Genomic DNA, 16,159 nt, shown 5'->3' on the forward strand with positions numbered 1-16,159 from the left:
TTATTATTTTATTTCTGCCTTTTATTATTTTATTTCTGCTATGATGGTGTCGATGGCATCTCTGGCTTCCTGCGGGAGATCATCTCTTCCACCTTTAAATTCTTTTAAGGAGTTCAGGTAATTCAGTCTTCCCAACATGCCGCCTTTTAAAGCGTCAATATAGTTTTTGTCCTGAAAGTCCGGAATAAAGCCTTCTACATTCATAGTCTTAAATTGTGAAATCATACCAAAATCTTTAAATTCAGCCGTTCCATCAATGATATTCTCCAGAATGCCAATGGTGACTTCCTTCGGAATCTTCTTATCCATGAAATGTCCGGTATTAATAATATAATTTGCAACGGATCTTTCTTTAAACAATGCTTTGAACTTTTCATAATCCTGCTTTAGCGGATAGGTTCTGAACGGGTTTGCATACGGCTCGAAAACCAGTGCATTCATATCCACCCCTTCGGCAAGCTTCTCTGCCGTAGAACGCTTTGTCGCAAGGCATGCGCCCATTACGGATGCAATCACCGGGTCTTCTATCTTTATAACCGGAGGAAGGGTATGATCTTTCATCAGCCAAACAATGCTGTTGATCGGTTCATCCATCTTGTCCACCCGGTTTGAAGCCCAAAGCTTGGATTTAATAGCTCGGCCGTTGCCATTTCGGATATCCTCCGTGACAAGAACAAGCTTTCCGTCTTCGTCAAGAGTTGCTCCGCAGTTCTGAACGGTCAAAAGATACTTGTTGTCCTTTGAGGTCAGCGGATAATCCTGCGTTTTATCAAAATACGATGGTTCCAGTGCAACGGTTGAACCATTTTCACTGGAAATAATATAAGCGTCGTCATGCAGTATGGTCACATCATATTTTCCGTTGTGCTTAGCATGTGTCAAGGTTGATTTTCCTGAACCGGACAGCCCGAATACGCCCAGAACATGTGCTTCACCGCTTTTCTTGATGCAGCGTTTCAAGCCTCCGTGGCAGGATGCATAGCCGTTTCTGTTGGCAATCCCCCATGCAAGGGTAAGCGTACCCTTCTTGTGTTCACCAAAATACCGCATGCCCAGCAGGCACGCACAATTATGCTCCGGATCAAAGTAAGCAAGCCCGTTCGGAAACTTTGGATGCTTGTAATCCGGATCCGATAAAATAAAGATGTCCGGTTCATCTCCGATTTGCTTGGATTCCTTATACATATCATTATATTCTGCCGTCTTATACTGGAAATTTAACAGCCAATTTAAAAGTGTATTTTCATAGGTCTCAGGAATAAGCAAATGCGCTTTTACCATAAAATCCTTATCCAGTCCTATGTATGCTTCCGAATGATACATTTTCTTGTATCGGGTGTTGTATGTAGCTTCTCTGAGCACCTTTGCCATTTCTGCCTCGTCAACACCGGCTTCACCCAGTATCACACGTGCTCCGGCAAATCTGCCGACGGTTTCTCCATCATTAAACAGTAAAATCTTTGCGTTTTCCGGAAGGCCAATCTTCTCAGGTTCATAGATCGGCATGTCTGTCTGAATTGTACCTGTTGCATTTTTTGCCATTTCATAGGCCTGCTTCAGGTCAAGAATCTTTTCCACATTGTTTCCATAAAAAGCAGTCTCAATGGTGGTTCGGGATGTGGAAAATGCCTTGTTCCCTTTACCAATCTGTTCTCTCTTAAAGTTAGCTCTCGTTGCCATTTTTCTTAACTCTCCCTTTCTGCCAGGTCGTATACACTTGTTCGTATATACGAATACCCACTTAAAAATAATGTAATGAATATAATTAATGTAATAAACCCTTAAATTAATAAATTTCCGATAGGATTTATTGAACCAACAGAGCTGCAGTAAGCCAAACCGGCTCAAATACAGCTCTGTTGAATAATTATCTGAAATGTGTTGTCGATCAAAGTGTTATATAACTTACAATCTTCATGCTCTTATCTACAGGTTCAAGATGGTATATATGATTATAATGATTTGTTTTTGCCTTTCCGTTTTCAGTTACGGTGATCTCTTCATATACCCATAAATAGAAATTTCCGTCGTTTTGCCTTATCTCTCCTATTTTCAGGACATCAAAGCTTTCAGTTACCTTTCCTGCTTTTGAAAAATCCTTTGTACTCTTATAGGCAGCTGATCCTTCTTTAAGGAACTGAAAAACTGCTTGATCTTTCTTGTTTACATAGTCGATCCATGCTGAATTGAACTGAATAATCGTTTTTACGATTTCCTGATCATAGCAGACCGAATTTCCATCCTTATCCTGATACCAAATATTATTTTCAATTCCCTTGGAATTATTTATATTTTTATCGCCATAATCCTTATTTTCTACATAAGAAAGGCTGTCGTCTGCCCCTACCCATTTCAAATTCGTGCTGGTACCAGCCAGCGCTTCTTTGATCAAGGCATCTTTATCTGCATTTGGTGCCGTGTCAGTCTGTGCCGCGGCATTTACTTTCTGGGCCTCTTTAGCTTTCTCTTTTTCCGTCTGGTCTTCTGCTTTTTCCTGCTTCTCATCGCTCTTTAAACGATCCACCCAGTTCACGGCAACACCCAGCTTATCATTTATAAATGCTGCTGCACTGCTTTCCGGCAGGAAGCATTTTATTCCAAGTATTGTAATTTCAAAGATCAGTAAGGCTATGATAATGCCTAAAAGGACAGCTATGGGAGAAATCTTTTTCCCCGCCTCTTCATCGACAAACTCCGTTAGAGGGCTCTCCATTCCATCCCAAGGAAGTATGACAGGCTTTTCTGTCTCCTCCTCTTGAAATACTGATTCAATCTCCTGAGCCGCCGCATCCTTTGTTCCCTCGTCTTTTGTCTTTTCTTCTGTCTCTGTTGTTTTCATTGTTGAAACGAGTTTTTGAGAGTTCTCTTCCTTTGAATAGCTTGAGCCTTGTCCGGATGCTTCTTCCGGAGCTTCTTTGATTTCTTCTTCTTTTTCCAGCAGGTTGGTGCCGGCAGCTGCCGCAGTACCATTTTCTTCTTGCCCTACGGGTGCCTTCTCGGCGAGGGTATTGTTCGTATCAACCGGAAAAGGATCCAAATTTATTGGAATATTTAAGTCCAGCTTTTCTATATTGGACGGCATTTTAAGCGGTTCGTGATAAACCGAATCCGGCATCTTCTTTAAACGGTCATATTCTTTGTCCAATAATTTTTGAAACTCTTCATTCTTTTTGCTAAATGTATAAAATTTATCGATTTGTTCTTCTGCGGGCGTATGTAGACTTTCACTGCTGCCGATCTTTGGTTTGAACAGTTCCTGCTCTAAATCAGTGCCTTCTGTAATCTCCGGTTCCTTTTGCTTGGGCTGTTCAGAACCGCCCCTGCGAAAAATAAGCGTTTCTTTATTGTCCTTATTTTCTTTGTTTAGAGCTTCTTCTTCCCGCATCTGCCTGTCAAATAGTTCGAAGATATCCGGTTTTGTCTCTAATTTAGCCGCCGGTTCGATCTCCTTCTGCATATCCGTTTGAGCTGTTTTCGTTTTTTGTTCTTCCGGGTCGGATATCGGATCGAATTTCAACAATTCACGTTTCTTCCAATCCACCCGTATGTCTTCGGTTTTTTTATGTTCTTCGCCCGGTGCCGGAAAACCTTCTAAATTCCAATGAGGTCTGCCTTGCCTGTCCGTCTTTTTTTCGTTTATATCCTGCCACGTCTGCGCTATAGTCTTTCGGGGAGCCCCAATATTTTCTGCCTGTCCAATGGGTTTTTCTATGGTAGAATCGGGTACTTCGTGGTTATATACTACTTCTTCCATCGGTTCCGCCATATTATTCATGTTTTCATGTCTTTCTATTACCTGCGCACCACAATAGCTGCAGAATCTATCTCCATCCAGTAAGGTTTTTCCGCATTTTCTACAAAACATTGATTTCCTCCCAGTCTATTTTTCTAAAACTGTATTTGCTCACGCAGCGTTTCTTCTGCATAAATTTTCCCTGTTTTTCCGATATTATATCCCGGTTTCATAATGGTCCGTTCGTCTTTATCCCTTTTATCAAAAACTATTTTAGGGGCTTCATTCGGTGCCTCCGTATGTATCGCTTCTGATGTGCATTCTTCAGGCAATGCTACTTCCTGTTCGGTGATGCTTTCTTCCATGTCTGCTGCTTCAAATTCTTTTTTTGAAGCTTCGGGCAGACTTTCAGGCAGGTTTTGCTTGATCTCTTCTAAGGTCTTATCAATGTGCTCCAGAGCCTTCACTTGTGTATTCACTCTCCAATACCACAGCCTTACACCTCTAAAAGCCAAAAATATCAGACTTATCAACACTAAAAGTATGAGCGCGATTATGATAACTGCGCCTATTGCCTCCACTTGAAGGTTGTTTTCAATATATTGAATGGTTGATACCACATAATCGGTAATCATTTCAAATACACCTTCCTAAAGAATACAGAATATACCTTTTTATATTATACAATAAATTTATAACAATAGCAATTCCCAGAACGACTAAAAACAACAGAATTATCACAAAAAACAGCAAAAAGAGCGGGTTTTTCCCGCTCTGTATTTAGAAGAGAGATCAGGTCTTGATATAATCTAATCCCTCTTTAGTGATTATTGTGTACATAAATTCTTTGAATATGTTAGGCAAAAAGAGGAATTATAAGAATGAATGGTTGTCTCTTGCATAAGCTTATTATAGCCAATTTATTTTAAAAAAAGCTTAGTATTACGCAAACAAGTTTCATTAAGGACGCAAATTAGTCCAAAATATATTCCATAATATTGAAGATGTTCAATATTATGTTTTCAAAAATGGTTTATAATGGCTGCTTGTGATAAAATAAATCAAATTATAAAATTGTTAGGAGGACTTGGTGTGAGTACAGTAAAAGAAAAGGTTGAAGCTTTTGGTATTAAAAGAATTTTGGAATACTTAGACTCTAATCCTGAAGAAAATCTGCCTAAGGTTTTTAACTGGTTAAAAAAGCTTGATTCTGACAACTTTTATGCCGGAGCTTTTAAGCGAGGAGAGCGCGCGATAAATGATCCTAATGATGTATGGCATAAATTTTTAATTAACTTATTTACGGATATTGATAAAGGCGTTCGCCGAACGATCTTTGAAAATTTCCTGGTTCATTCTGTTCTGGTTGGCGGCAAAATTCGGAGAAAGCTTGAAGATCAATACGACTGTAATATTCCGTGGACTTTGCTGATGGACCCGACCTCTGCATGTAATCTGCACTGCAAAGGGTGTTGGGCTACCGAATACGGGAATAATTTATCTTTATCTTATGAGCAGCTGGATGACATTATACGTCAGGGAAAAGAGCTGGGCATGTATATGTATATCTATACGGGAGGAGAGCCTCTTGTCCGCAAGGAAGATATTATTCGTTTGTGTGAAAAGCACAACGATTGTGTTTTTCTGTCTTTTACCAATGCGACTCTTATAGATGAAGCTTTCGCAAACGAAATGCTGCGGGTAAAAAACTTCGTTCCGGCAATCAGCGTTGAAGGCTTCGAAGAGGAAACCGATATGCGCCGAGGAAAAGGAACCTATCAAAAAGTGGTAGAGGCTATGGCGCTGTTAAAAGAAAAAAAGCTGCCTTTCGGCTTTTCTACCTGCTACCACAGACAAAATGCAGAAATCATCGGCAGTGAGAAATATTTTGACGATATGATAGAAAAGGGCTGCAAATTCGGATGGCTGTTCACTTATGTACCGGTTGGTGCAACTGCCTTACCAGAGCTGCTGGCTACAGCAGAGCAAAGAGAATTCCTATATCATCAGATACGAGAATTTCGCAAAACAAAACCGATCTTCACAATGGATTTCTGGAATGACGGCGAATATGTAGGCGGATGTATTGCCGGCGGAAGACGTTATCTGCACATCAACGCCAACGGAGATGTTGATCCGTGTGCGTTCATCCATTATTCCAATTCAAATATTAAAGATACATCCTTGCTGGAAGCATTGCAATCTCCACTTTTCATGGAATATCGACACCATCAGCCTTTTAATGAAAATCTTCTTCGCGTTTGTCCTTTAATGGATAATCCCGGAGCACTTTCTGAGATGGTGCACAATTCCGGTGCTAAATCAACTGATTTGGAAACCCCTGAAGATGTGGATGCTCTAACCGACAAATGCAAGGCTTGTGCGGAAGAATGGCATCCTGTTGCAGACAAACTATGGAACAAATAAGTAAAATGAAAGACCGAATGAAAATTTGTACATCATATTTGCAATTCCCACGAAAGCTGCCTAATTCTGGCAGCTTTTTATTACTTTTTCAAAAAAAATATTGACACGTCCTCTTTAAAATGCTATAGTATAGGACGTGCCAATTATTCATACAAATGTGCATCGTTAGCTCAGTTGGTAGAGCACCTGACTCTTAATCAGGGTGTCCGGGGTTCGAGACCCCGACGGTGTACCAATGCATAAAAAACGTTATGTAGGACAAACTCTTATATAATGTTTTATAATATATCGACGTGCAAATCAGAGCACGCCAATGCGCATCGTTAGCTCAGTTGGTAGAGCACCTGACTCTTAATCAGGGTGTCCGGGGTTCGAGACCCCGACGGTGTACCAAACAAAAATCCTTTGAATTCAACAGATTCAAAGGATTTTTATTTTATTTCTTGCTTTTTAATTTCTGATAACGCCGTTGATTCAGTTCACCAGTTTATACGTCTCATCCGTAATCTTAAACGCATTCCGAATCCCCGGCGTTATATGCACTTCATTTTTGTCTGTCACAAATATGGCATCTACATCTTTTTGTGCTTCTATGAATTGCATCCCCTTTTCGAGACCAAGGGTAAACGCTTTTGCCAGTGCATCTGCCTCCATGGAGCTTTTGCAGATAACAGTGACGCTCACAAGTCCATTCTGAACCGGATAACCGGTCTGCGTATCCAGAATATGATGATAGATCTGTCCGTCTTCTTTAAAATACCTCTGATAAATTCCCGACGTAACAACCGCTCTGTCTGAAACACTTAACAGGGCGAAAGAATTGCCTGTCGGCTGAAATGGCGTCTGGATTCCAACCTTCCAATCGGTTCCATCCGGCTTCGATCCCATCAGGACCAGATTTCCTCCCAAATCCACAATTGCATGCTGAACGCCCTCGCTTTTTAAGATCTCAGCAATTGCATCGCCGGCGTAGCCTTTTGCTATACCGCCTAAATCAAGAGCCATTCCCTTCTCTTCTAAAAAAACACTTTTATCCTTGTCGTTCGTAGCAATCTTTCCATAGCCTATCCGCTTTACTGTGGACTGAATGTCTGTTTCTGCCGGAACTTTTGGATTGGGTTTATTGATTCCCCAAAGCCTGACCAAAGGCCCCACAGTAATATCAAATTTTCCGGAGCTCTTTTCACTGTATTTCTTGCCTGCACAAATCACGTTGTACGTTTCCTCTGAAACCCTGACCGGCTTGATTCCGGCCTTCCGATTAATTTCAGAAACTTCACTTTCCGACAAATCCACACTCATCTTTTTCTCAATATCCTCAAGCTTTTGAAAACATTCCTCGAATATTCCTTTATCCGCTGTTCCATAAAGGGTAATACGGCAAATAGTATCCAACGCAAATTTTGTCTCTGTTACCGGCTCTGCCGCAGAATGCTTCATGATGCCATACATTAAAAGCAGGAGCAAAACAAATATCAATACTATTATCACTATTTTATTTTTTAAAGAATTTATTCGCACGGCATATGCCTTCCTTTCTACCTTTACATCACATAAATAATAACAGATAAGTTACCATTGTGCATCACACTCTTTCAAATTTTGCTTTCCTCACCCGATAAGATAATGCATCCGTAATACACAAGTTAATGATATTGAAACAATAACATGTTATAATTTATATCATGTACTTACATTGTAAAGACAGGAAGTGACTTGTTCCTCCATTGAATTCAGCTCATAAATAATAAGGAAGTAAAAATATGTTAAAAAAATTCGCAGCAATCATTACTGCATTATTGGGATCAAAAGGAATATATAAAAAGTATTTAATATTAAACATAATTATCATTGCTATTTTGACAGTCGGCGTTTGTTTTGTATTTAACGATTATTCATGGTATGACACAACCATCGTCCAGATTCAAAATGTTGCGGCTTCACCAGTCACCGAATCTAATCGAACTAAAAGTAACGAAAAATATTTTCAGCAGTCTATGGTCGGTATCATTATGAATGGAGAATATCAGGGGAAGAGGATCTATTTACAAAATAAATCCTCTTCATCAGGGGTTCTGGATGACAAATATAAATCTCAAAATGAAGTTTTTGTTAAGCTGCATTTGGACCATAGCAGTAAAAAGCTTACAGGTTCCATTATTGGTTTTAAAAGAGATAAATATATGGCTGTCTTGTTAGCTTTATTTATTCTATTATTGATCAATGTGACCAAAATGAAAGGATTTTTTACCCTTTTATCCTTATGTATCAATATCGGCGGATTCATATATGCTGTGCATTTGAATTATGCGGGACATAACGTACTGATTCTCAGTGAATTTCTCGTGCTTTTTTTTACTTTTATCTCTTTGCTCCTGATCGGCGGGTTCAAAAAGAAAACTTTTGTTGCAATATTGTCTACTTTAATCTCTTTATGTTTTACCATGCTGATTTTTAAGCTCGCCATGATATGTACACAAGACATTAATTATACTTATATGGAATACATTACCGGCCAAAACTATATGGCGGATTTGTTTATGTCTCAAGTTCTAATCGGCGGATTAGGCGCTATCATGGATGTGGCTATTACAGAAACTTCCGCAATCAACGAATTAGTCGTTGTAAACAAAGAAATTTCCATAAGGGAATTAATACAGTCGGGACGTGAAGTGGGATTTGACATCATGGGAACCATGATCAACATTCTGCTGTTTACCTACGTATGCGGAATCATTCCCATCGTCGTCTTAAAAATGAAAAACTCCATTAAATTAGGTACCATTATACGAATGCAAATGCCCATGGAGCTCTACGGATTTATGATTGGAGGTATCGGAATACTCCTGACCATCCCAATTTCTGTATTTGTTTCTATTGTCCTGTTTAAAAAGTTGAGGAGGTCGCTATGATAAAGATATTGGCAGTCATTTTTATTTTACTATTATATCTGATCGGCAGAGGTCGGGGAATTATTACCTTTAAGTCCCTTTGCCTCAATGTTGCCGTGCTCTGCAGTTTAATCCTTTTTATATCGTGGGGCTGGAATCCAGTTCTCGTCACATTTCCCTGCTGTTTGATCATTTGCTATATCACTTTATTTTACCAGAATGGGAGAAATGCTAAAACCTTGGCGTCCTTTAGTGCCGTTATCCTCGTTCTAATCCTTTTATTTGCTTTATCTTATTATATAGGATATGTATGCCATCTGGGAGGAATCAATGAAATCCTGAGAAATGAGGACGAAATAGCCATGCTTTCGCCCGACATTGACATCAGTATGGTGCAAATAGCGGTCTCGGTGATTATTACGGGATTGATCGGTGCCGAAATGGATGCATCTATTTCCGTATCCTCTGCAGTTTACGAAGTATATATAAATAACAGGGAACTGAATTTAAGTGAATTGTTTAAATCCGGCCTTCATATTGGCAGTGACATTCTGGGGGCAACAATGAACACCTTATATTTTGCATGTCTGGGCGAATCCTTGACCCTGTTCATTTTATTTAAAAATTATCATTATTCCTTTTTTGAGGTGATTAATTCAAAAGCCTTCTGTCAGGAATTCGTCATTATTCTCTTCAGCTGTTTGGCCTGTGTTCTGGTCGTTCCATTAACTGCTGCCAGTATTTCCTATATATTAAAAAATTTAAACCAGTTTGAAAAATACCTGCTGGATGAAGAGCTGTTTTCTGTTTAAACGGCTTCCCATGCACTGCAAGTCCATTGCCGGTTTCACGCCTGGTTATTCTTCTGGCTTTTTAATCATCAGTAAAAAGGCGACCGCTAATCCAATACAGGAAAAGACCACTGATTTCATTTCAAAAATATTTGTCAGATAACAGCCTATGATCGCTCCTGCAATAAAAAAGCATATAATCAAAATATACTGCAAAGAAATCATAAGTTCTTCTCTACTTTTCAGGCTTCTAGATAGATAAAAATGCTCACTTGCACTCCTCAAATTTCCCGTGCACATGGTTGAGGCAAAAGCCTTTCCTTTAAACTTCTTAAAGCTTTGTGCCTGAAGTGCGCAGACAAAGGATACTAAAACAATGGCTATGGTGTTATATCTGCCCTGGGGTAAAAAGCCTACGCCTATTAAGACTGTCAGCTCTATGGCGATACCGATCTGCCTCCAGTGCAAGGCATAGTTCAGCCGATATTTATTCCGAATGAATTCGGTTAAAGTAATTCCTATAAAATAAGTTAGAATCGGTATTAAATAATGAAGTGCCCGCAGCAGGTCTCCCTGTGCCAGCTGAATGGCTAATAGGACCATATTTCCTGTCTGTGCATTTGCGAACACCTGTCCTCTGCAAACATAAGTATAAGCATCCAGATATCCGCCCACAACGGCCAGCAACGCTCCGACTAAAAAGGATTCCGACATTTGTTCTTCTTTATTCCATAACATGTTTTGACCTCCTTACCCTTTGATATTTTTATGTTTAAAGTAACTTTTCAACAGCACGGAGGTCTGCGATATTCCATAATCTTTTATATGCCCAAGCAGACTTTCCAGCTGCTCGGAGTTTTCCACCGCCACACGCAAAAGGGAATTATGCACTCCTATGATATGATGGTGCTCAATAATGGCATCTGTCTCCTCACAAAATTGGCAGAATAAATCATACTTTTTAGGATATACATCCACATGCACATAAGCGGAAATTCCCTTGCCCATTTTGGACAGATCCAGTTCGGCAGCATATCCTGTAATGATTCCCGCACCCTCCAGTCTTCGGATTCTTTCTGAAACAGCGGGAGAAGTAAGCCCTACCTTTTCCCCAATTTCCTTGATGGTGCTCCTGCCATTTTTCTGCAAAATATTTATAATATTTATGTCTGTATTATCCACGATCTTCCTCCCATATTTTTATCTGCTTTAATGTCTTTGCTTTGTTAGGTTTTATCGCTTAACGCTTTACTTTATTAAGCGTTTTTATTATAACAAATTGCTTTCAGTATGTACACGTCTTTATTACAGCGTTATACTTGTTACTAGCATAATAGAAAAACAACAAGTTAGTTTTTATTATACAACTTTTCCAAGCAAATTAGGGTATGATTTTAAGACAGGAGGTCATAAAATGGTAAAAATTAATCAAGCAATTACAGGAATCTGTTCCTTTTCAAAATTTCCAATCTGTATGGATTTAGATCATCTAGGTGATGCCGATATGGCAGTTTTAGGCGTTCCATATGATTTAGGGGTCGGTTTTCTTAGCGGAGCCAGACTGGGTCCCCGCAGAATCCGAGAAGCCTCCGCACAGTATGCAAAAGGGCCTGCCGGATTCTACGATTTTGAGGAAGATGAACAATATCTTGCTTCCCCTTTAAACATCGTGGACTGCGGCGATGCCGATATTCTTCAAGGGGATGTAGATTATTCTTTTAACAGCATCGAATATGCCGTACGGAAAATCATTGAAAACGGAACGATTCCGATTATTATGGGCGGCGATCATTCCATCACCATTCCGGTAGGACGAGCATTGGAGAGTGTTGGAGAAAAGGTCAGCATTATTCAGTTTGACGCGCATCTGGATTGGACGGATCATGTGGGTCCGCAAAAATACGGCAATGGCAGTCCTATGCGCCGCCTGTCGGAAATGAGCCATATTGACAAAATGGCACAAATTGGCCTTCGAGGAATCGGCAGCGGCAGAAAATCCGATTATATGGATGCAAAGAATTATGGAAGTCAACTGATTTCCGCCAGGGAAGCCCATGCTATCGGTGTAGAAGGCATCTTAAAAAGAATTCCAAAAGCGGATAACTATTTTATCACCTTCGATATAGATGGCTATGATATGTCCATTGCACCGGGTGTTGCTTCTCCATATCCCGGCGGCTTGTTCTACGATCAGGCCATGGATATTTTTAAAGGAATCTGTAGAATGGGTAAAATCGTCGGCATAGACTTGGTCGAAGTGGCTCCTCAGTATGATCCTTCCGGAATCACGGTGAGGCTGGCCGCTTTAACGTTGATTAATATGATGGCTCAGATCGGCAAGCTTCAATTAAACAAATAAGGGAGGATATTATTGCTTCCTAAAAAATAAGAACGCATCCTGCCGGATACGTTCTTATTTTTTTAATTATTCCTTATCCTTTAACAACGGCTGAAGCCCTTTATAAAAGACAATTACTGCTATTGTATAGCATATGCACTTGGACAGATAGATGGCCGCCGTGACCGGTATCCAATCCCAATTAAATCCGTCATAATCGTTCGCTCCGGCTTCAGTTTGCAGTTTCATACTGCTCACCATGATTGTTGGTATAAAAAAAATAACAAGGCTTATTATGAACGGAATAACTTGGCTTATCTTTATTTTTGGCATGTTTAATCCCTCCCCTTTGCAAACTTTAAGTATGTTGCGTACATTCATGTATTATAACATAGTCAATACTAAAATTTATAAAATATTGTAAAATTTTAGCATTATTTTTATTACCTTTCCTTACTTTCATTCCGTCCTTTCCCCACCAAAATTCTTCTGTTTTTTATCTCAAATCTCTGGGCAGCCACCGGTGTATGGTTTTATTAATACAATATCAGATTCAATCTATCTATTTGTACTAATGTATTGTGTTATTAATACACAAATACAGATTCTTCTTTATTTGACAATAGAACTTAAACCTCGACATTTCAAGGTATTTTTGATTTTGTATTACTAAATTTTATAAATTAAGTAAATTATTAGAAATAGCATAAATTTTAACGAGGTCTGAGAAAAAAATAAGAATAGAAACAAAAGTAAAAAAAAGAATCCCTGAGACTAAGTCTAATTTTTAAGGGATTCTAAATCGTTATTTATTTTAACATTTCGTCCATATTTAAGAAGATCTGCAATTCTGTCATAAAACTATCTGTTTTCATCTTCTGCCAAAGCTTTTTGAAAAGCTTCATCCATACTGCATGCCACCGGGAATCCCAGATCCTTCAAGGCCTGGGTCATGGCTCGCAGAGTGATGCAGAGATCTGCTTCGTTAGCATTCTCCCCCATATGGCCGATTCGCAGGACTTTTCCAGCCATGGTATCGAAGCTGCCGGTAATCATCACATGATACCGATTCTTCATGGTGTCTAGGATCTGCCGATCCGTCAGTCCCTCCGGCACAGACACCGCCGTCACTGTGTTGGCAAATCCGTCCTCCAAAAAGAAGGATAAACCGCCTGCTGTCAGTGCTTTTCTGGTAGCTGCGGCAATTCTTGCATGTCTTTCTAAAATGTTCTTATCCGCCGCTACATTTTCTGCTGCCGCCCGAAGTCCGTAAATATCACTGATGGGCATGGTATACGGGAATTCTTGTTTCTTGTAATAATCTTTAAAATTTAATATGTTGGCATAAAACGACGCGATAGGAGTCTTTCTATTTTCTATCATCTCCATGGCTCTGTCACTCACCCATAACATGGTCAATCCCGGAGGAGCCGACAGTGCTTTTTGTGAACCGCCGCATAAAATATCAATTTTACTTTCATCAATATTAACATACTCACCGAACATACCGGCCACGGAATCCACAACGGTCAAAATTCCGTAGGATGCAAGCAGGTTACAAATTTCATTTATGGGATTCAGTACACCGCTGGGCGTGTCGCAGTGAACAACCGTAGCATATTTAAAATCGGAATCCTTTTTCAGAAAGTCTTCCAGCTCGGATACCGAAATCGGTCTGTGATAATCGGAAACAAAGGAAACCGTTTCTCCGCCGTACATGGTTACAAAATCAGCAAATCCCCTTCCAAAAACTCCGTTATCCAGAATCAGGACCCGATCCCTCGGTTCGGTCAAGGAAGCGCAGGCGGTCTCTAATCCTAATATTCCTTCCCCACCCAAAATATAAGCGTTATTTTTTGTATGCAGAAGCCTGGCCAAAAGCTCACAGGTTTCCTTGTAAAATTCATAAAATGCAGGATCTATATCCGGGTTGGTGGTTTCCAAGCTTCTTGCCATACGCACGTTTTCTCTCACATTAGTAGGCCCAGGTGTCATTGTCTTATACATATATACTTTTTACCTCCTTGAAACTATTTCGCAATTTTCTTTAAACGTTCTACAATTGGAAGAACGATAACAGCGGCTACTACAATCTGCATAATGTTGCCGGGAACGGAGCCGAAAGGCTGAATCCAGTTTCCATATAAGAACACTTCCGCGAAATAATAGCCCACAAGCTTTATAATAAGTGCGGCGGCTATAGCAATCGTATTGACCACAGCCGGTTTAAAATGTAATTTTTCTGTTATAAGTCCGACGGTAAAGCCCATCAGTCCGACGATAACAAAGGTAAAGGGTGCCCATGCCGTCCAGCCTGAAATCAGATCAAACATCCCCATTCCGAACGCACCTGCCAAAGCTCCGGTTTTCTTTCCGTACACGATGGCCGCAATGAAGAGAGGAACATTCCCCAGATGAATCAATCCACCATTACCCGGAATCGGCAGCCGGATATTAATGAACATGGTTGCGGCTAAGGTAAGCGCTATAAATAAAGCATTGATTACTAATGTTTTTGTCGCATTTCTGGAATCGGAAACGGATTGTGTATGTGTGCTCATATTTCTGCCCTCTTTCATAAACTGTTTTTATCTATATCTTTATATTACGCCAAGAGTGACAATATTAAAATACGCAATTTTAATTATTTTAATATATACAGTTTCCCCATAAAGCTTGATTATCTCAAACTGTATATATAAAAATAGGGTTAATGGCATATTTTTTCCATCAACTCTATTTTGTTCGTTAAAATACCTTTTTATTAAATAAAAATGGCAGCTATATTAAAACATCCACAGTGCAAGAAATAAAAGAAAAATGGTTAGGGAAAGAAGATGCTAAAACTAAATATTTAGAATATAGGGACTTTAAAAGAAGAGTTATAAAACCAGCTTTAAAATATAAGGGCGCAATTCAAATAAAAGTACCCTACCCGTAAAACCCCTTACGCTTTGTTAACATTTTTCTAGGGTGTAACTTTGGCAAGAGTACCTCAATATTAGGTCACATCTTAAAAAATTTATATTTTTTAGCAAAAGTGAAACATATTCTAATACTTTTATGTCTTATATATTGTAATATTAACTAAAGTGTCTTGGTATTGGTCACATATAAGTTAAATATTATATCAGGTTTATTGGAAAATAAAAAAGGGGATAATACCTATATCAAAGAATAGCAAGCCTTGGAAGTGGTCGTCCACTTTCTCAAAAAAGCGGTAGCTTTTTTGAGCTTGTTGGGGGAACCCCCAAACCCCTTTTCCTCTGATCGCTCGGACACACTTGCAATTCTGCAAAGTAAATTGCAAGTTATAATCATTGACTAGAAAAGAGAAACAAAGTTATTATGTTATAGAGTTAATAAAAGGGGAAAGAAGAGAAGTTAAAAATGAAAAATTTAAAAATATCAAAAAGAGCATTAACTATACTATTAGTATTTTCCATAATGGTTAGCATTTTTAATGCATATCAATTTTATTCATTAAAGCAATTTATATATAAAGAATATATAATGTTTTTCTCTAACACAGTCCTTTCTATGGATATGGAGTTTCTTGGTAATAAAGATATGACATCTAATGAGTTGAGAGATGTCATTTACAAATATAATAGTATCGTAAATAATGACATAGTAAATAAAAACAGTTTTTATAAAAATTACTCCAAAATAGATCCAAATTTTAAAAAGCTATATCAAAAACAATTCTCATTATTACTACGTTTAGGAAATGTTAGTAATGATAAATATACAGATAAACAAATTTGTGCGACAAGACAATTAGTTAACAAAATAACAAAAAAAACATCTCAAAATAAAGATATTGTTAAAATAAGAAAAGGTCAAACTGTAAAGGTGCCTAAGGATATATATTTATTATTTCAAGACATTGATTCAACAATAGAAATAACAAACGAAAAAAACCAATTGTATTAGACAGTTGGTTTTTTTCGTTTGTTATTTAATTGATATAATACCT

15 protein-coding genes and 2 tRNA genes are annotated in these 16,159 nt (G+C 38.8%); 8 read left to right on the forward strand and 9 right to left on the reverse strand.

Going from position 1 to position 16,159, the window contains the following annotated elements; genetic code table 11:
• Nucleotides 1-24 precede the first annotated feature (24 nt).
• The 3 genes from EQM06_RS12430 to EQM06_RS12440 all read right to left on the reverse strand — a co-directional run bounded on the left by EQM06_RS12430 (nucleotide 25) and on the right by EQM06_RS12440 (nucleotide 4,368).
• Nucleotides 25-1,680 carry a phosphoenolpyruvate carboxykinase (ATP) gene (locus EQM06_RS12430; RefSeq protein ID WP_128746671.1) on the reverse strand — a complete coding sequence of 552 codons (1,656 nt, stop codon included), beginning with the start codon at nucleotides 1,678-1,680 and terminating at the stop codon, nucleotides 25-27.
• Between the two features lie 208 nt (nucleotides 1,681-1,888).
• On the reverse strand, nucleotides 1,889-3,865 hold the full coding sequence (locus tag EQM06_RS12435) for a zinc ribbon domain-containing protein (RefSeq protein WP_128746672.1): 1,977 nt from the start codon (nucleotides 3,863-3,865) through the stop codon (nucleotides 1,889-1,891).
• A gap of 23 nt (nucleotides 3,866-3,888) precedes the next feature.
• The gene (locus EQM06_RS12440) at nucleotides 3,889-4,368 is read right to left on the reverse strand and encodes a hypothetical protein (RefSeq protein WP_128746673.1); all 480 of its coding nucleotides are present in this window, start codon (nucleotides 4,366-4,368) and stop codon (nucleotides 3,889-3,891) included.
• Nucleotides 4,369-4,825: 457 nt separating this feature from the next.
• Between EQM06_RS12440 and EQM06_RS12445 the strand changes: the two genes are divergently transcribed.
• From EQM06_RS12445 to EQM06_RS12455, 3 genes are all read left to right on the forward strand, one after another.
• Nucleotides 4,826-6,160, forward strand: a complete 1,335-nt coding sequence (locus tag EQM06_RS12445; RefSeq protein WP_230974978.1) for a radical SAM protein — start codon at nucleotides 4,826-4,828, stop codon at nucleotides 6,158-6,160.
• A gap of 159 nt (nucleotides 6,161-6,319) precedes the next feature.
• Nucleotides 6,320-6,395: transfer RNA gene (locus EQM06_RS12450), tRNA-Lys, on the forward strand.
• 82 nt (nucleotides 6,396-6,477) lie between these two features.
• Nucleotides 6,478-6,553 (forward strand) — tRNA-Lys (locus tag EQM06_RS12455).
• A gap of 81 nt (nucleotides 6,554-6,634) precedes the next feature.
• Here the strand turns inward: EQM06_RS12455 and EQM06_RS12460 are convergent.
• Complete coding sequence (locus EQM06_RS12460; protein ID WP_128746675.1) at nucleotides 6,635-7,681, reverse strand: FAD:protein FMN transferase; 1,047 nt, start codon at nucleotides 7,679-7,681, stop codon at nucleotides 6,635-6,637.
• A 242-nt stretch (nucleotides 7,682-7,923) separates the two neighbouring features.
• On the opposite strand from EQM06_RS12460, the gene EQM06_RS12465 reads away from it, so the two are divergent.
• Together EQM06_RS12465 and EQM06_RS12470 are read left to right on the forward strand one after the other, a co-directional pair.
• Nucleotides 7,924-9,072 (forward strand): YibE/F family protein, encoded by a 1,149-nt coding sequence (locus tag EQM06_RS12465; protein ID WP_128746676.1) that lies wholly within the window; start codon nucleotides 7,924-7,926, stop codon nucleotides 9,070-9,072.
• Nucleotides 9,069-9,863, forward strand: coding sequence for a YibE/F family protein (locus tag EQM06_RS12470; RefSeq protein ID WP_128746677.1), 795 nt, complete (start codon nucleotides 9,069-9,071; stop codon nucleotides 9,861-9,863). The genes EQM06_RS12465 and EQM06_RS12470 overlap by 4 nt, the downstream gene beginning before the upstream one ends.
• A gap of 45 nt (nucleotides 9,864-9,908) precedes the next feature.
• Here the strand turns inward: EQM06_RS12470 and EQM06_RS12475 are convergent, their stop codons facing one another.
• Together EQM06_RS12475 and EQM06_RS12480 are read right to left on the reverse strand one after the other, a co-directional pair.
• Complete coding sequence (locus EQM06_RS12475) at nucleotides 9,909-10,580, reverse strand: YoaK family protein (protein WP_230974979.1); 672 nt, start codon at nucleotides 10,578-10,580, stop codon at nucleotides 9,909-9,911.
• A gap of 12 nt (nucleotides 10,581-10,592) precedes the next feature.
• Nucleotides 10,593-11,024 (reverse strand): Lrp/AsnC family transcriptional regulator, encoded by a 432-nt coding sequence (locus EQM06_RS12480; RefSeq protein ID WP_128746678.1) that lies wholly within the window; start codon nucleotides 11,022-11,024, stop codon nucleotides 10,593-10,595.
• A 232-nt stretch (nucleotides 11,025-11,256) separates the two neighbouring features.
• Here EQM06_RS12480 and speB point away from each other — a divergent pair, with 232 nt between their 5' ends.
• A complete protein-coding gene (speB, locus tag EQM06_RS12485; RefSeq protein WP_128746679.1) occupies nucleotides 11,257-12,201 on the forward strand; it encodes an agmatinase in 945 nt (314 codons plus the stop codon).
• 66 nt (nucleotides 12,202-12,267) lie between these two features.
• Here the strand turns inward: speB and EQM06_RS12490 are convergent, their stop codons facing one another.
• The 3 genes from EQM06_RS12490 to EQM06_RS12500 all read right to left on the reverse strand — a co-directional run bounded on the left by EQM06_RS12490 (nucleotide 12,268) and on the right by EQM06_RS12500 (nucleotide 14,741).
• Nucleotides 12,268-12,513 carry a hypothetical protein gene (locus tag EQM06_RS12490; RefSeq protein WP_128746680.1) on the reverse strand — a complete coding sequence of 82 codons (246 nt, stop codon included), beginning with the start codon at nucleotides 12,511-12,513 and terminating at the stop codon, nucleotides 12,268-12,270.
• A gap of 528 nt (nucleotides 12,514-13,041) precedes the next feature.
• On the reverse strand, nucleotides 13,042-14,187 hold the full coding sequence (locus EQM06_RS12495; RefSeq protein WP_128746681.1) for a pyridoxal-phosphate-dependent aminotransferase family protein: 1,146 nt from the start codon (nucleotides 14,185-14,187) through the stop codon (nucleotides 13,042-13,044).
• Between the two features lie 23 nt (nucleotides 14,188-14,210).
• Nucleotides 14,211-14,741, reverse strand: coding sequence for an ECF transporter S component (locus tag EQM06_RS12500; protein ID WP_128746682.1), 531 nt, complete (start codon nucleotides 14,739-14,741; stop codon nucleotides 14,211-14,213).
• Nucleotides 14,742-14,980: 239 nt separating this feature from the next.
• Between EQM06_RS12500 and EQM06_RS13540 the strand changes: the two genes are divergently transcribed.
• Together EQM06_RS13540 and EQM06_RS12505 are read left to right on the forward strand one after the other, a co-directional pair.
• On the forward strand, nucleotides 14,981-15,121 hold the full coding sequence (locus EQM06_RS13540; RefSeq protein WP_408608675.1) for a hypothetical protein: 141 nt from the start codon (nucleotides 14,981-14,983) through the stop codon (nucleotides 15,119-15,121).
• 449 nt (nucleotides 15,122-15,570) lie between these two features.
• Nucleotides 15,571-16,116, forward strand: coding sequence for a hypothetical protein (locus tag EQM06_RS12505; RefSeq protein ID WP_128746683.1), 546 nt, complete (start codon nucleotides 15,571-15,573; stop codon nucleotides 16,114-16,116).
• The last annotated feature ends 43 nt before the right edge of the window (nucleotides 16,117-16,159 follow it).

Source organism: Aminipila luticellarii (genome assembly GCF_004103735.1).
In the GTDB taxonomy this organism is placed as follows: domain Bacteria; phylum Bacillota; class Clostridia; order Peptostreptococcales; family Anaerovoracaceae; genus Aminipila; species Aminipila luticellarii.

Excerpts from the sequence above, each read along its gene's own strand:
- EQM06_RS12500 (WP_128746682.1), bottom strand. The coding sequence starts at position 14,741 with ATGAGCACACATACACAATCCGTTTCCGATTCCAGAAATGCGACAAAA.
- EQM06_RS12470 (WP_128746677.1), top strand. The coding sequence starts at position 9,069 with ATGATAAAGATATTGGCAGTCATTTTTATTTTACTATTATATCTGATC.
- EQM06_RS12465 (WP_128746676.1), top strand. The coding sequence starts at position 7,924 with ATGTTAAAAAAATTCGCAGCAATCATTACTGCATTATTGGGATCAAAA.
- EQM06_RS12440 (WP_128746673.1), bottom strand. The coding sequence starts at position 4,368 with ATGATTACCGATTATGTGGTATCAACCATTCAATATATTGAAAACAAC.
- EQM06_RS12475 (WP_230974979.1), bottom strand. The coding sequence starts at position 10,580 with ATGTTATGGAATAAAGAAGAACAAATGTCGGAATCCTTTTTAGTCGGA.
- EQM06_RS12435 (WP_128746672.1), bottom strand. The coding sequence starts at position 3,865 with ATGTTTTGTAGAAAATGCGGAAAAACCTTACTGGATGGAGATAGATTC.
- EQM06_RS12495 (WP_128746681.1), bottom strand. The coding sequence starts at position 14,187 with ATGTATAAGACAATGACACCTGGGCCTACTAATGTGAGAGAAAACGTG.
- EQM06_RS12505 (WP_128746683.1), top strand. The coding sequence starts at position 15,571 with ATGAAAAATTTAAAAATATCAAAAAGAGCATTAACTATACTATTAGTA.
- EQM06_RS12490 (WP_128746680.1), bottom strand. The coding sequence starts at position 12,513 with ATGCCAAAAATAAAGATAAGCCAAGTTATTCCGTTCATAATAAGCCTT.
- EQM06_RS12430 (WP_128746671.1), bottom strand. The coding sequence starts at position 1,680 with ATGGCAACGAGAGCTAACTTTAAGAGAGAACAGATTGGTAAAGGGAAC.
- speB (WP_128746679.1), top strand. The coding sequence starts at position 11,257 with ATGGTAAAAATTAATCAAGCAATTACAGGAATCTGTTCCTTTTCAAAA.